We start from the raw sequence: 14977 nt of genomic DNA, 5'->3' as shown, positions 1-14977 counted from the left end.
CGAGGAAAGGGCCTGTTTGAAGAGCCGTGCGAAAGCGTAATCCGTGCGGCTTTTTTAACTTTTAACCTTCAACGCTTCGTTCAGGGGGCCTGGTGGGCGTAATCCACAATCGTCAAAGCCGGTTTTCCCAATTCCGTCCAGGTCTGCCCAGCTTCAAAGCGTTCGGGATAGTTGTTCAACGCTTCGATAATGTGGGCACCGTAATGAACCGTCTGGCTAAAGCGGCCCAGAAATTTCAGAACACCCAGGGGCGCTTTGACGATCACCAACTTTCGTTTGGGATATTGACCAGCAAACAGCTTCGCTCCGGCTTCGTAAGTATGAGCTTCCGGGCCCTGAATCACATAGTCGCGGTTTTGATTGCCGGGCAGTTGCAACGCCCGCGCCACTTGCCGACCGTAGTCCTGACCCGCCACGAACCACATGGGTGCAACAGACGTACCGGCCAACGGCAATACTGGCCCCTGCGTCTGCATCGAAAAGCTTTCCATGAACGTCGACGGATAAAAGATCGTAGACGGAATGCCGGATTCTTTCAGCAGCCGCACGGCTTCGTGCTTTACCGCAAACACCCACCAATGAAAACCATTCATGCCCTGGTAGCGCATCACCAGCGACGACAGATAACCAATTCGCTGGATTCCGGCCTGACGGGCTTCAGCCAACAGGATTTTCAACCCATCGGTTTCGGTGTGAAATTCATCCGGCTTTTCGTTCGGTCGAACCGAGAGATTCAGGTAAACCGCCTGCTGGTTATGCAATCCGGCCCGCAGGCTTTCCGGATTCCGTAAATCCGCCCTGACCACCCGAACCGAAGGAAAAACGGCTTTCGCCTTAGCGGGGTTACGGGCCAATAGGGTGACGGTGTAGCCGGCGGCAATGAGTTGCTCCGTAACGGGTTTTCCGATTAGACCCGTTGCGCCTAAAACCGCAATATTCATCCGTGGTAAGAAAGAGCTTCGTGCAATTTTTCTGATCCGAACAAAACCGTCAGCATCCGACTGAATTCAGCCTGCCAGGGTGCTATAATACCAATTTCGTCGTTGGTCAACGGATGCCGGAACCAGACTTGATGCGCGTGCAACAGCATCGTATCCATCCCAAAATACTCCTTAAACAACCGGTTTTGCTTGTTACAGCCGTGGGGCCGGTCGCCAATGATTGGGTGGAGAATGTGCGCCATATGCTTCCGAAGCTGATGAAACCGACCCGTCGTTGGGGCCAACTCCACGAGTGAATACCGGGACGTGGGGTGTTTTCCGAACGGCAACGGGATTTCGGTGCGCCGGAGGGTGTTTAAGCTGGTAAACGCATCCTGCAAACTATCCAATCGGCTGTCTTGGGCACCCGCCAGCTTGTCGTCGAGCCGGAGTGGGTAATCAATGTCCAGGGTATTGGGCGTATACCCACGCACAATGGCCAGGTAGGTTTTTGCTACTTTCCCTTCGGCAAATTGCTGCTGCATGAGTGAATTCATCCTTTCATTGAGGGCAAACAGCAGAACACCGCCGGTTTTGCGATCCAGCCGGTGCACGGGATACACCCGCTGCCCCAGCTGGTCACGCAGCAGTTGCACGGCAAATTCGCTGGCGTCGCTGGCAATCATGGAGCGGTGAACCAGCAACCCGTGCGGTTTATTGACCGCAATCAGATCGTCGGTCTGGTAAAGAATCTCCAGTGGCTTCTGCGAACGCATCAGGCCGGCTTCCGGCAGCTCCTCTCCCATCAATATTTAGCCATCAGGTTCAACAACTTTCGGTCCAGCTTATGGCCGTGCCAGTCTTCGTAAGCCACATCGGCGCGGTCGGAATTTAACACACCAAATGAACCACTGAACTCCCAGAGAGCAAACCCAATGCCGTTGCTGGTCAGGATATCGAGTACATCGCCAAACCAGGCCAGAAACACATCGTGGGGTGTTTTGTTCCAGCAACCGCACTCGCCACAGTGTACGCCAACGCCCTGGTTGACCAACCCGATCCAGGGTTTGTAAAATTCTTCCAGCATCGCGCGACTAAGGTATTTATCACCCACCTGACCCGGCCATTTGGGCAGTGGCAAATTCTCAGGATCTTTATTGGCCCAGGGCGCTTTGTAGTGCGAAATAATGCCCGGATGATAACCCCGACAACTTTGGCCAATGTTAAGATCCGTAATTTCGGGGATGATGGTCGAGCCGGTGTTGTTGCCGTCGGCAATTACCAAATGCTTCGGATTTTCTTTCCGGATGGCTTCCGCAGCGGCTTTGGCTACTTTTCGATACACATCGCCCGGCACCGGGCCGCGCCTGGAATGCTGGTCGTTCATGTCTTCCCGCATGCTCGGTTCATTCACCAGATCGAAGCTGATTTTTTCTGGCGACATGTTCTTGTAGCGTTTAGCCCACATGTTCCAGTGGAAATAAAACGCGTCCTGCGCTTGTTGATCGCGCCAGAGATTATACGGTTCGTGGAAACCCGCATTGACGCAATAACCGGGTGCCCGGTGCAGATTCAGGCTGACGTGTAACCCGTTTTTGTGGGCCATCGCCACCAGCTTTTCGATTCGCTCCACGGCCTGTTCATCAATCTGATACACCTCTTCGGGCGTAATGTTCCGGCTGCGGTCAAATTTAACATAGGCCGGGTAAGCAATCGGTAGCCGGACAAAATCAAAACCCCAGTCACGCATCCATTTGAAATACTCCTCCTGCGTAGCCGGACGGTTTTGGGCCGGGTTAGGTGAAAAGAAATCCAGCAGGTTGAAGCCTTTCCATTTCGGTAGTTTGTTCTTGGCCACGGGAGCCGAAGAAGCGGCTAAAACCGTAGGAGAAGCCGCGCTGACGGCAGCCGCCAGCAAGCCGGTATGTTGAAGAAATGTTCTGCGTTGCATACTGGGACCAGAATAGTGAATCCACAAATTTACTCAAAAACCACTTTGCGACGCGTTTTGAACAATTAATTACCTGTCTTTCGCAATTGACGCACAAGTGCTTTCCATTCGTTCGTTCGGGCTATCAATTTTGCGGCACCCAATCGCATAGGGTAACCAAACAACAACTACAAAAGAACCAAGATGAAATTAGGAAAACGTCTGCTATCAAAAGCAGCCCTGCTGGCTCTGGTGATCAGCACATTGGCCAGTTGCAATCACGAAAAAGTCAATCCTGAAGAAGGCGGCAATGGCGGGCAGGAGGTTCCCACCACGCCTTCCACATCCATTCCCGATCACCTGGTCGGCACCTGGTACGCCAGCCACAATGCAGGCCCGCTAATTGATAACTGGGAGAAAAAGACCTTTCAGGGCGAAGCCGGTTTCCGTGAATTTCGCACCATGATCTTCCCCAAGGACGGCAAAAACGCCATCGAATATACGTCCGAAGTGTACAGTGGAAGCGGTGGAGAAGAAAAACAATACCTCTACAAAATCACGGGGACCCTCGAATACCAGGCCAATCCGGCCCAGCTGACATTCCATGCTCAATCCGGTGTCATGCGGATCTTCAGCAACAAGGCAACGGGCTACAAAGAGTCTCCCATCAAAACGGAAGATTTGAAAAGCTATTACAGCGTCCTGCGAAACCCGCAGGGAACCACGTATTCCAACCAAACCAATTACCTGAAAGCGCAACGGTTCGACGGCGGCAACCAGTATTCAGTGGAGTATACAAAAGTTGGTAACACCATTCCATCAACGCCGGGGGGCGATGGCAGCTACGCCAAACCGCCAACCTCCGGCACCTACGTCCAGATCGGCAAACAGTATTACCCAACGGTAACCATTGGCAATCAGGAGTGGATGTCGGTCAATTACGACGGCGGAGTTGGAGGCCTGAAAGACGGTGCAAAACCGCAGTACGGCACCTATTATAAACACGCAGACTTGCCCACTCTACTCCAGATTCCGGCGGGCTGGCGGCTGCCGTCCAAGCAGGATTTTGTGAAACTGCTGGCATCACAAGGCTTAACCCTGAACGACTGGGGCTCGACCGACGGTGCCGACCTGGCATCCAAGAAAAAACTGGGACAGTTGATGGCAGCCACGGGCTGGAAAAAACAGGACGGTTATGCCAACAACCGGTCGGGCTTCAACGCTGTTCCCGGCAACCTGCGGGTCCTGAACGGCAATCCGAACGGGGAAGGGACCAACTGCCTGCTCTGGACTTCGGAAGTGGATGAAAACGAAATTCAGGTTGCTTTCGAAATCATCCAGCTGCCCAGCGACACCTACGCCAAGTTTGGCATTTATCCCGTTGGCTACAACCCACCACACCTGCCCGTTCGCCTGGTGCGGGATAAGTAACGGTTTACAGTTTGCGGTTCATAGTTTACGGTTGCTGACGCCCACTGGCGGGCGTTAGGTTGTAACCGTAAACTATAAACCGTAGCCCCTACGCTGGATCGTGGCCCCAGTTTTTGAGCGAATATTCCCAGTTGCTACCTTTCACGTCTTTTGGTCGCTGGGCGCTATGGCGTTTAATGTAACCCACTACCTTGCGCATATGCTCAAAGTCAGGATTGGTCAGATCGGCTCGTTTCTTTCGTTTGATCTGAATGATTTTTTCGCCTGACTTATGGCCTACGGACTCGCCATCACCGCTGTCCCAGCCCACCGATTTCGATTCCTCGGTTGTTAGCCATTTTTCCAGTTCCGACGGACTCATGTTCACCAGTTCATTGAACGCGTCGAGCACTTCTTTTTTTCCTCCTCATTCATAGCGTTTAGCGGATTAGTGAATTTTCTCAACTTCGCTTTCCAGTTTCAAAACCACATCCTTATCGTCCTGTTCGATGACCAGTGCCGGATTGTCGTCCGAACCCTTTCGTTTTATTTTCGACCCCTTAATGGTTTTCTCCACGTCTTCTTTGTGAATTTCCACCACCTTCCCCTCGGCGTGCCCACTGGCGTATTTCCAACGCACCGTATCTCCTTTTTTGACCATAACCGTTGTGTGACTAAGTTGAAATGCGCTTAACTGCGTGTGCAGACAGAATGTTTCGGAGGCTGATTTGGGGCAGTTTCAGACGGTTTTTACCCGGTCAAATTCGTACCGTAGCCTAAGACGCCCAAACTCCCTTCCGGCAAAACGGTTTAGCAAATGGAAATACCCAAAAACGTTTCCTTTGCTCATTTAAATGCGTGTCGTCATGTCATCAAAGAAATTCACGTTTCCGCTGCAAATGGGTAGCCGCAGCATCGGACAAGCCGCCGTCGGACGGCTGGCGGTCGGGCAACTGGCCCTTGGAGCGCTCGCACTGGGGGCCTTTGCAGTAGGTGCACTGGCCGTGGGCGCTCTGGCCATTGGCCAACTGCGCGTGGGGCGCGGCTCCATTCGTAAACTACGAATTGGCGAACTGGAAGTCGACCGTCTCATCATTCGGCAGACCGAACCACCCCAGTCGTCTTCTGATCAGTGACGCCCCTTTTCCGCTCTCTGCGGAGAAATTTAACGAATCATCAACTGACGCTCTGATATGAAAGCAGCCATCATCAACCAATACGGCGAAAGCCACGAGTTACACGTTCAGGAGGTTCCCAAACCCACCATTGATTACAACGACGATCCGCACAAGGTGCTGATTCGCGTTCATGCGGCTGGCATCAACCCGATGGACGCCAAAGTGCGAAAGGGCGACATGAAGATTCTGTTGTCGGGCCATTTCCCCAAAATACTGGGGGGTGAATGTGCCGGAATTGTTGAAGAAATTGGCCTGATGGTCAAAGACGTGAAACCCGGCGACCGGGTGGTGGCTTCGCTGGGGGCGGAAGGGGGCGGTTATGCCGAATACGTGGTAGCAAAAGACACCAACGTCGCCAAACTGCCCGATTCTGTCGATTTTGTCCAGGGCGCATCAATGCCCATTGCCGCCGGAACGGCCTTGCAAGCGCTGCTTAACAAAGGTCTTCTGAAGCCAGAAGAACGGGTTCTCATCAACGGGGCCACGGGCGGTGTTGGTACTTTTGCAATCCAGATTGCCAAAATTCTGGGCGCTCATGTCACCGCCGTTTGCAGCACGGAAGGAGCGCCGTTGGCGCGCCAGCTCGGGGCTGATGCCATCATTGATTACAACCTCGCCGATTTTACCAAAAGCCTGGAGAAGTACAACCTGGTTTTTGATGCCATCGGCAAAAGCTCTTTCGACGATTGCCGGGAAATCCTGACTGAAGAGGGTATTTATGTGACAACCATTCCATCCGCAAAGCAGATTTTGGAACAGGTCGTAACGGTTTTTACCAAACAAAAAGCCGAATCACTCATCTTTTCGTTTAAGCAGGAGGAGATGAACTGGCTGCTTCAGCAAGTTACGGACGGAAAGCTGCTTCCGGTTATCGAACGAACCTACCGCCTGGACGAACTTGCGCTGGCTCACGCCGATAGTGAAGCGGGCCGCGTCAAAGGGAAGCTGGTCGTTGAACTATAAATCACACCACATGAAAACAGGTTTTTTATTGTTGTTGCTGACGGGAGCGTCGGTAATGGCACAGACCAAACCCGCGGGCACTACCCCACCCGCGGTTGTCTCGACAATTGAAGGCGTTACCAACAAAAAATTCCAGCCCGACACCGCCTACGCAACGCTGTCGGATGAAGACCAGAAAGTGCTTGCCAAAGAACCGGTTGCCAATTGGGGGTTGCCGCAGGAATCCGGCGCGATGACGTATTACAACTTGGTTGTGGGAACCCGTTCCTACCAGTTGCTGATCACCAAATCACCCAAGGCCGAATTTTCGACCGCTACCCTGCTACGGTTTTCCGACCCGAAAGCCAAACCGGAACCCATCGCTCGCGGCACGCTTAAACCCCGGGAGGAAAAACCCAAAGGATAGGCCATGGAAGCCTAAAAAACCGCCATTCGATTCGATTATCATACTTAGCTCCGGCGGAGTGCAGTATCAGGGCTATTCCTGCTGAAGCACTCTGCCGGAGCTGTTGTTTAAGACAAAGCTGTGTTTCAAAAGAAAAATTATGGAAATAAATGCTGGGGATACCTAGCGCTGCCTTGGTTAGGAGGAACGGTTTATTTCGTAATTTTGTACTTTACTTACACAGACTTCATATCGCATCGTAATGATTCATTTCTTCGCGAACCCAAAAGATTACGTCTATGGTGTTCAAACAGAAAATACTCCATCTCCGGAAGACATCCAAAAGCTCAACTGGCTCTTCGGCAACGCTAAAAAATTAGACGAAACCACGGTGAACCGGTCCTTTGTGGGGCCGCGTGCCGCGATGGTTACGCCTTGGAGCACCAACGCCGTCGAAATCACCCAGAACATGGGCATTTCCGGTATTATTCGGATTGAAGAATTTGAGCCGGTTCCCGCTGATTTCAACGGTTTCGATCCGATGATCTCGCAGAAATACACGGCTTTGACCCAGGATATGTACACCATTGATATCACGCCGGAACCCGTTCTGGCGATTGACGATATTAATGCTTATAACAAACAGGAAGGCTTGGCCTTGAGTCCGGACGAAGTAGACTACCTGAACAGGCTATCGGCAAAAATTGGCCGGAAGCTGACGGATTCCGAAGTTTTCGCTTTTTCTCAGGCTAACTCGGAGCATTGCCGACACAAAATTTTCAACGGAACGTTTGTGATCGACGGTGAGGAAATGCCGACTTCCCTGTTCAAACTCATCAAAAAAACCTCAGAAACGAACCCGAACGATATTGTTTCGGCGTATAAAGATAACGTGGCGTTTGTTAAAGGACCGACGGTGACGCAGTTCGCTCCCAAGTCGGCCGACAAGCCCGATTTTTACGAGGAAAAAGAATTTGAATCCGTGCTTTCGCTGAAGGCAGAAACGCACAACTTCCCGACCACCGTGGAGCCTTTCGCCGGGGCTGCGACGGGTTCGGGGGGTGAAATCCGGGATCGTCTGGCGGGTGGCCAGGGCGCGTTGCCGCTGGCAGGAACGGCCATCTACATGACGGCTTACTCCCGGCTGATGGAAGACCGCCCGTGGGAAAAAGCGATGGATGAGCGTAAGTGGCTCTACCAGACCCCTATGGACATCCTGATCAAAGCGTCCAACGGGGCGACCGATTTCGGCAATAAGTTTGGTCAACCTCTGATTACGGGTTCCGTTCTAACGTTCGAACACGAAGAAAACGGTCGTAAGCTGGGTTATGACAAGGTGATCATGCAAGCCGGTGGCGTTGGCTACGGTAAGCTGAATCAGGCGAAAAAGCATACGCCCAAAGAAGGCGACAAAATCGTGGTGCTTGGTGGCGAAAACTACCGGATTGGAATGGGCGGTGCGGCCGTTTCTTCGGCGGAGACCGGCGCGTTTGGTTCGGGCATCGAGCTAAACGCCATCCAGCGGTCGAACCCCGAGATGCAGAAACGCGCAGCCAACGCGATTCGCGGATTCGTGGAGTCGGACAACAACCCTATCGTTTCCATTCACGACCACGGCGCGGGCGGGCACCTGAACTGTTTGTCGGAACTGGTGGAGGAAACTGGCGGTTTGATCGATCTGGATAAATTACCCGTGGGCGATCCGACGCTTTCGGCCAAAGAAATCATCGGAAACGAATCACAGGAACGGATGGGCCTCGTGATTGGTGAAAAAGACCTCGAAACGTTACAGAAAGTAGCGGATCGGGAACGCGCTCCCATGTATACCGTGGGTGACGTGACGGGCGACCATCGGTTTACCTTCCAATCGAAATCGACGGGCGAAAAACCCATGGATTACGCGCTGGAAGACTTCTTTGGTTCGTCGCCCAAAACCATCATGAACGATAAGAAAGTGAACCGTACGTATGCGGACCTTTCTTACGAGGTACAAAACATTCCCGCCTATCTGGATCAGGTGCTGCAACTGGAAGCCGTTGCCTGTAAGGACTGGTTGACCAATAAAGTAGACCGCTGCGTGGGTGGCCGCGTGGCGAAACAGCAGTGCGCCGGTCCGCTGCAATTGCCCCTCAACAACGTAGGGGTTATGGCGCTGGACTATAAATCGACCGAGGGGATCGCAACGACCGTCGGCCATTCGCCGTTGACCGCCCTGGTGGACCCGGCAGCCGGTTCTCGCAACGCCATTGCCGAAGCCTTGTCCAACCTTGTTTTTGCGCCGATTAAAAACGGCTTGAAAGGTGTTTCGCTGTCGGCCAACTGGATGTGGGCCTGTAACAACGAGGGGGAAGATGCCCGCCTGTACGAAGCTGTGAAAGCCTGTTCGGATTTTGCTATTGCGCTGGGTATCAACATTCCGACCGGTAAAGATTCGCTCTCGATGAAACAGAAATACCCGACGGGCGATGTCATTGCTCCGGGTACAGTGATTATCTCGGCGGCTGGTAACTGTACCAATATTCGCAAAGTCGTAGAGCCGGTATTGCAGAAAAACGGGGGTTCTGTTTACTACATTAACTTGTCGAAAGACGCGTTTAAACTAGGCGGTTCTTCGTTTGCGCAGATCAACAATAAGATTGGTTCTTCGGTACCGACGATTCAGGATGCGGATTATTTCGCTAAGGCATTCAACGCCATTCAGGATCTTATCCACGCCGATCAACTGGCGGCTGGTCACGATGTGGGCTCGGGCGGTTTGATTACGACGCTGCTCGAAATGTGCTTTGCGGATATCAACCTGGCCGCTAATTACGATTTAAGCGGATTGAACGAAGCCGATACCGTCAAGGCGCTCTTCAACGAAAACATTGCGGTTGTGTTGCAGGCGAAAGATGATGCAGCTTTCGAGCAAGCTCTCAAAAATGCCGGTGTTGACGCGGTGAAGATCGGAGCGGTTCAGGAGGGCAACGAAGTGACGTTCACTAACAACGCGGACACGTTCACGTTTGACGTTGCCGAAACGCGCGATACGTGGTACAAAACCTCTTTCCTGCTGGATCAGAAGCAGTCCAGAAATGGCATGGCGCAGGAGCGTTTCACCAATTACAAGGTGCAGCCTTTGCAGTACAATTTCCCGGCGCATTTCGACGGAAAAAAACCAGCCATCGACGCGTCAAAACCGCGTCCTAAAGCGGCCATCATCCGTGAGAAAGGGTCGAACTCGGAGCGCGAAATGGCCAATGCGATGTTCCTGGCCGGATTTGACGTGAAGGACGTACACATGACCGACCTGATTTCCGGTCGCGAAACGCTGGAAGATATTCAGTTTATCGGTGCCGTAGGTGGTTTCTCCAACTCGGATGTGTTAGGTTCGGCCAAAGGCTGGGCGGGTGCCTTCCTCTACAACGAGAAAGCGAAAAAAGCGCTGGACAATTTCTTTGCCCGCCCGGACACGCTGTCGGTAGGGATTTGCAACGGTTGCCAGTTGTTTATGGAGCTGGAGCTAATCAACCCGGACCACGCTGAACACGGCAAACTGCACCACAATACCTCGGGTAAGCACGAGTCGAGCTTTTCGTCGGTGAAGGTGCAGGAGAACAATTCGATCATGCTGAAAACGCTGGCGGGCTCAACGCTGGGCGTCTGGATTTCGCACGGCGAAGGAAAGTTCAACCTGCCGAATACGGAAGATCAATACAACATCGTGGCGAAATACGCGTACGAAGGTTATCCGCACAACCCGAACGGATCGGCCTTCAACACGGCAATGCTTTGCGATGCAAGCGGTCGTCACCTTGTAACCATGCCGCACATTGAGCGTTCCATCTTCCAGTGGAACTGGGCGAACTATCCAAACGGCCGTCAAGACGAGGTAAGCCCTTGGTTGGAAGCCTTCGTCAATGCGAGAACGTGGTGCGAAGGGCACACCAAGTAAGGTTAACGCAGCAATCCGACTCAACTGAGTCGGATTGCTGCGTTAACGCCTGCCGGAAGATTGATGCAATCCATTTCCCCAAACCGTAACCTTATTTACGTAGTCAAAACGACATTCACGAACCGAAAAAAGTTATCATTCTGTTAAATTGAGCGGCATTTTTTAGCAGGGGGCCGAAAAAAAGCTAATTTTACTGAGTACTCACTACCCAGCCCGCCATGACCGATACCCGCAGAGAATTTCTCAAAAAAGCCGCGCTTCTCGCCAGCGGCACCAGCCTTTTTCAGGCCCTTCCCGAATCGATTCAAAAAGCCCTGGCCATCGACCCCCAACCGGGCAGTACGGTTTTTGACGCCGAACATGTCGTCATTCTCATGCAGGAAAACCGTTCTTTCGACCATTGCTACGGAATGCTTCAGGGCGTTCGGGGCTTCAACGATCCGCGGGCCATCACACTACCCAACCAGCATCCCGTCTGGCTACAAACCAACGGAGCTGGCGAAACCTACGCTCCGTTTCGGCTGAACCTGAAAGATACCAAAGCAACCTGGATGAGTTCGCTGCCCCACTCGTGGACGAATCAGGTGGACGCCCGCAATGATGGCAAATACGATAAGTGGCTGGACTCCAAACGTTCTGGCAACAAGCAATACGCCAAAATGCCCTTAACGATGGGGTATTACAACCGGGAAGACATTCCGTTTTACTACGCCCTGGCCGATGCCTTTACGGTTTGTGACCAGAATTTCTGCTCGTCACTTACCGGTACTACTCCCAACCGGCTGTATCTCTGGACCGGTACAATCCGGGAAAAGCCCGACCGATCGGTAAAAGCCAACGTCCGGAACGAAGATGTAGATTATGACGATGTAGCCCGCTGGACCACCTTCCCCGAGCGGCTGGAAGACCACGGTATTTCGTGGCGGATCTACCAAAACGAACTGAGCTTGCCCGTCGGTTTTAAGGGGGAGGAAGAAAGCTGGCTGGCCAACTTTACCGACAACCCCATCGAATGGTTTGAACAATACAATGTCGGTTTTTCGGAAGCCTACCAGAAGAACCTGGAACAACGAATCGCAGCGCTGCCGGCGGAGATTCAGGCGCTGACCGAAAAAATCAAAGGCCTGCCCGAAACCGGTGCGGAAACCGAAAAGCTCAAAAAAGAACTGGCCCGGAAGGAAGCAGAGTTAAAAACCGGTCGGGAACACCGCGCGAAGTTTAGCCGCGAAAACTTTGAAAAGCTGACACAACGCTCGAAAAACCTGCACGAAAAAGCGTTCACCACGAATAAAAATGATCCGAATTATCACTCCCTGGCGAAGCTGAAGTACCACGATGGTACCACAGAGCGGGAAGTAGAAATCCCGAAAGGTGACGTGCTGCACCAATTCCGGACCGACGTAAAAAACAATTCATTACCAACGGTTTCGTGGGTGGTGGCCCCCGAAAACTTTTCCGATCACCCCAGTTCGGCCTGGTACGGCGCCTGGTACATTTCCGAGATGCTCGACATCCTGACGCAAAACCCGGAAGTCTGGAAAAAGACGGTTTTTATTTTGTGTTACGACGAGAACGACGGTTATTTTGACCATGTTCCGCCGTTTGTAGCCCCGCACCCCGACAAACCCGAAACTGGTTTTACATCCAAGGGAATTGACACCAGCATCGAGCACGTTTATACGGAGCACGAGTTGCAGCGGAAAAGCAACAATGCCCAAAAAGAAGCCCGGGCGAGTGCCATCGGTCTTGGTTACCGAGTGCCGCTCGTAATTGCTTCCCCCTGGAGCCGGGGTGGTATGGTTTCGTCGGAGGTGTTCGACCACACGTCCATTTTGCAATTCCTGGAAGTATTTCTGAGCAAAAAAACGGGCAAAAAAGTCGAGGAAGCCAACATTAGTGCCTGGCGCCGAACGGTCTGCGGGGATTTGACATCGGTGTTCCGTCCGTACAGTGGTGAGAAAATTCCGTTGCCAACTTTTGTGGCCCGCAATGAATTTGTCGAGAGCATTCACAAAGCCCAGTTTAAAGAACTGCCTTCGGGGTATAAACAACTGTCGAAAGCGGAGATTGACCAACTCAAGCGGGGCGGGGCGGTTTCATCAGTGGTTCCCCGGCAAGAAAAAGGCATTCGGGCCGCCTGTGCCCTTCCCTACCAACTATACGTTGATGGAAAACTAAGTGCCGATAAAAAATCATTCGGAATCACGATGCAGGCTAAAAATGAAGTTTTTGGCCCAAAATCCGCGGGTTCACCTTTTACGGTTTATGCGTTCGACAACTATGTGTCGGCCCGCGAAAAACCGGAGCGGAAGCTATCCATCCGCGACTACGCCGTGAGCGCTGGCGACACCTTGACGGACCGCTGGAACCTGACCGACTTCGAACAGGGCACCTACCAGTTCCGGGTGAATGGCCCCAACGGTTTTTTCCGCGAATTCATCGGTAATGCCAACGACCCGCAGGTTACGGTTCAGTGCGAGTACCAGCGTAAAACGCCCCAATCCAACGTCCTGACGGGCGCGGTTGAATTGAAATTCAGCAACCTGGATGCAGCCAAACCAATTACGGTTGAGATCACAGACAATGCGTACAAAACCGCAGCGCGAACCAAGGTGATTCCGAAAGGTGGTCGGGCCAGCGTGGTGCTGGATTTGAGCAAAAGCTACGGCTGGTACGATTTCAGTGTTAAGGTTTCCGGCAATACCGTGTTTGAGAAACGCTATGCGGGGCGGGTCGAAACCGGTAAGCCCAGTTTCACCGATCCGGCCATGGGTGGCGAACTGGTGTAACCACTACCTATTTTCTCCGTCGGAAAGCACGCTGTATAGCGTGCTTTCCGATTCTGCGTTTGGCCGCCATTAGGCGGCTTTTTTTTCACCATTCTTCAATGTTCGCACCAAGAGCGGCAAGCTCAGCCCCTGAACCACCAGCGTGATCAATACCACAACAACAGACAGAAAAATCAGGGTATTCCGTTCTGCAAACACTGTTCCATCGTCCAGGGTGAGGGGCAGCGCCAGGGCCGACGCCAGTGAGACAATTCCGCGCATCCCCGACCAGCCAATAACCAGGGCATCGCGCCAATCAATTTTTTCGTCGGAATAAAACCGGAACCGCGGCTGACGCTCGGGAAAGTAGTTGCGCCGGGCAATCGCTTTTTCCAGATTATTGTTATGCCCGAAAATCCACAGAATTCGGATAATCAGCATGATCAAACTGAGCAGAAAACTGTAGCCGATGAGCGGCAAAATGGTTTCGTGGTCAATACTGCTGACGACCTGCGGAAATTCCAGCCCAATCAGGATGAAAACCAGTCCATTGAGCAGAAAAATGATCACGTCCCAGAAGGATTTGTTCTGATTTTTAACGGAGGTCGGAAACAGCTTGTTGGTGTAGTAGGACAAGGTTATGCCCAGCACCACCACCGCCAGAACGCCTGACACGTGGATTTCTTCCGCCAGCAGATACGCCACAAAGGGCGCCAAAGCCATTGCACTGATGGCGATGACACCGTTTCCGTAAATGCGCCGGAGAAAATACACCAGTACCCGGCCAAATACCAACCCGACCACACAACCACCGATCAGCACAATCAGAAACTGGCCGTACGCTTTCCAGAGCGTAAATCCCGCCCCCGAAATGGCCGCCACCGCAAACCGATAAGCTGTCAGTCCAGAAGCATCGTTTACCAGACTTTCCCCTTCCAGAATTGTCAGCGTCCGGTGAGAAAGCCCCAGCCCTTTGGTCACATTGGTAGCGGCCACGGCATCGGGAGGTGATAAGATCGCACCCAGGGTAAACGCCAGGGGCCAGTTCATGCCCGGAATGAGGAAATAAGTGACCACGGCAATAGCGGTAGTGGTCAGAAATACCAGCGAAATAGCCAGCGAGCTAACCGTCGGCCAGTTGCTTCTCAACTCTTTGAACGAGATGTTGAACGATGCATCGTATAAAAGGGGCGGCAGGAAAATCAGGAAAATTACCTCCGGATTGATGGTAATAGCGGGAATGTTGGGAAGAAAGCCAATGCCGATTCCGGTTAATACCAGCAGAATGGGATACGGGATTTTAATTCGACTGGCGACCGCCGATAACACGATCATGATCGCCATGATAAACAATACGATGCTATAATTTTCCACGCGCTTATTTTTTGCAGCTTTCGAACTGACTCGAATAGCCTTTCGTCAGACAACCCTTGAACGAGCAAATACCGTTCCCGTTAGGCCATAAACTCGAATGGCCCGCATGAATATA

The 14977-nt window shown here is 52.5% G+C and carries 12 protein-coding genes; 6 read left to right on the top strand and 6 right to left on the bottom strand.

Annotation, left to right across the window (positions count from 1 at the left end; genetic code table 11):
- Positions 1 to 80: 80 nt before the first annotated feature.
- From ACYVH9_RS11110 to ACYVH9_RS11100, 3 genes are read right to left on the bottom strand one after another with little or no spacing between them, the layout of a single operon-like run.
- A complete protein-coding gene (locus tag ACYVH9_RS11110) occupies positions 81 to 941 on the bottom strand; it encodes an SDR family oxidoreductase (RefSeq protein WP_460636385.1) in 861 nt (286 codons plus the stop codon).
- Entirely contained in the window at positions 938 to 1726 is a 789-nt protein-coding gene (locus ACYVH9_RS11105) for a pseudouridine synthase (protein WP_460636384.1), read from the bottom strand. Before ACYVH9_RS11105 ends, ACYVH9_RS11110 begins: the two co-directional genes overlap by 4 nt.
- A complete protein-coding gene (locus ACYVH9_RS11100; RefSeq protein ID WP_460636383.1) occupies positions 1726 to 2871 on the bottom strand; it encodes a glycoside hydrolase family 5 protein in 1146 nt (381 codons plus the stop codon). Before ACYVH9_RS11100 ends, ACYVH9_RS11105 begins: the two co-directional genes overlap by 1 nt.
- 183 nt (positions 2872 to 3054) lie before the next feature.
- Between ACYVH9_RS11100 and ACYVH9_RS11095 the strand changes: the two genes are divergently transcribed.
- Positions 3055 to 4281, top strand: coding sequence for an FISUMP domain-containing protein (locus tag ACYVH9_RS11095; protein WP_460636382.1), 1227 nt, complete (start codon positions 3055 to 3057; stop codon positions 4279 to 4281).
- Between the two features lie 88 nt (positions 4282 to 4369).
- Here ACYVH9_RS11095 and ACYVH9_RS11090 read toward each other — a convergent pair whose 3' ends face one another.
- Both ACYVH9_RS11090 and ACYVH9_RS11085 read right to left on the bottom strand, forming a co-directional pair.
- On the bottom strand, positions 4370 to 4672 hold the full coding sequence (locus ACYVH9_RS11090; protein ID WP_460636381.1) for a DUF3140 domain-containing protein: 303 nt from the start codon (positions 4670 to 4672) through the stop codon (positions 4370 to 4372).
- Positions 4673 to 4708: 36 nt separating this feature from the next.
- On the bottom strand, positions 4709 to 4921 hold the full coding sequence (locus ACYVH9_RS11085) for a hypervirulence associated TUDOR domain-containing protein (protein WP_460636380.1): 213 nt from the start codon (positions 4919 to 4921) through the stop codon (positions 4709 to 4711).
- A 205-nt stretch (positions 4922 to 5126) separates the two neighbouring features.
- Here ACYVH9_RS11085 and ACYVH9_RS11080 point away from each other — a divergent pair, with 205 nt between their 5' ends.
- The 5 genes from ACYVH9_RS11080 to ACYVH9_RS11060 all read left to right on the top strand — a co-directional run bounded on the left by ACYVH9_RS11080 (position 5127) and on the right by ACYVH9_RS11060 (position 13509).
- A complete protein-coding gene (locus ACYVH9_RS11080) occupies positions 5127 to 5396 on the top strand; it encodes a hypothetical protein (protein WP_460636379.1) in 270 nt (89 codons plus the stop codon).
- Positions 5397 to 5453: 57 nt separating this feature from the next.
- Positions 5454 to 6401 carry an NAD(P)-dependent alcohol dehydrogenase gene (locus ACYVH9_RS11075; protein WP_460636378.1) on the top strand — a complete coding sequence of 316 codons (948 nt, stop codon included), beginning with the start codon at positions 5454 to 5456 and terminating at the stop codon, positions 6399 to 6401.
- A 10-nt stretch (positions 6402 to 6411) separates the two neighbouring features.
- Complete coding sequence (locus tag ACYVH9_RS11070; RefSeq protein WP_460636377.1) at positions 6412 to 6807, top strand: hypothetical protein; 396 nt, start codon at positions 6412 to 6414, stop codon at positions 6805 to 6807.
- Positions 6808 to 7048: 241 nt separating this feature from the next.
- On the top strand, positions 7049 to 10720 hold the full coding sequence (purL, locus tag ACYVH9_RS11065) for a phosphoribosylformylglycinamidine synthase (RefSeq protein ID WP_460636376.1): 3672 nt from the start codon (positions 7049 to 7051) through the stop codon (positions 10718 to 10720).
- Positions 10721 to 10938: 218 nt separating this feature from the next.
- Positions 10939 to 13509, top strand: coding sequence for a phosphocholine-specific phospholipase C (locus ACYVH9_RS11060; RefSeq protein WP_460636375.1), 2571 nt, complete (start codon positions 10939 to 10941; stop codon positions 13507 to 13509).
- A 69-nt stretch (positions 13510 to 13578) separates the two neighbouring features.
- On the opposite strand, the gene ACYVH9_RS11055 is transcribed toward ACYVH9_RS11060, so the two are convergent.
- Complete coding sequence (locus ACYVH9_RS11055; protein ID WP_460636374.1) at positions 13579 to 14832, bottom strand: Na+/H+ antiporter; 1254 nt, start codon at positions 14830 to 14832, stop codon at positions 13579 to 13581.
- Positions 14833 to 14977 lie beyond the last annotated feature (145 nt).

This window comes from Larkinella harenae, from assembly GCF_054780515.1.
The sequence above is the reverse complement of the archived record's forward strand: the minus strand, read 5'-3'. Positions and strand labels throughout refer to the sequence as shown.

Excerpts from the sequence above, each read along its gene's own strand:
- ACYVH9_RS11110 (WP_460636385.1), bottom strand. The coding sequence starts at position 941 with ATGAATATTGCGGTTTTAGGCGCAACGGGTCTAATCGGAAAACCCGTT.
- ACYVH9_RS11105 (WP_460636384.1), bottom strand. The coding sequence starts at position 1,726 with ATGGGAGAGGAGCTGCCGGAAGCCGGCCTGATGCGTTCGCAGAAGCCA.
- ACYVH9_RS11100 (WP_460636383.1), bottom strand. The coding sequence starts at position 2,871 with ATGCAACGCAGAACATTTCTTCAACATACCGGCTTGCTGGCGGCTGCC.
- ACYVH9_RS11095 (WP_460636382.1), top strand. The coding sequence starts at position 3,055 with ATGAAATTAGGAAAACGTCTGCTATCAAAAGCAGCCCTGCTGGCTCTG.
- ACYVH9_RS11085 (WP_460636380.1), bottom strand. The coding sequence starts at position 4,921 with ATGGTCAAAAAAGGAGATACGGTGCGTTGGAAATACGCCAGTGGGCAC.
- ACYVH9_RS11080 (WP_460636379.1), top strand. The coding sequence starts at position 5,127 with ATGTCATCAAAGAAATTCACGTTTCCGCTGCAAATGGGTAGCCGCAGC.
- ACYVH9_RS11075 (WP_460636378.1), top strand. The coding sequence starts at position 5,454 with ATGAAAGCAGCCATCATCAACCAATACGGCGAAAGCCACGAGTTACAC.
- ACYVH9_RS11070 (WP_460636377.1), top strand. The coding sequence starts at position 6,412 with ATGAAAACAGGTTTTTTATTGTTGTTGCTGACGGGAGCGTCGGTAATG.
- purL (WP_460636376.1), top strand. The coding sequence starts at position 7,049 with ATGATTCATTTCTTCGCGAACCCAAAAGATTACGTCTATGGTGTTCAA.
- ACYVH9_RS11060 (WP_460636375.1), top strand. The coding sequence starts at position 10,939 with ATGACCGATACCCGCAGAGAATTTCTCAAAAAAGCCGCGCTTCTCGCC.
- ACYVH9_RS11055 (WP_460636374.1), bottom strand. The coding sequence starts at position 14,832 with ATGGCGATCATGATCGTGTTATCGGCGGTCGCCAGTCGAATTAAAATC.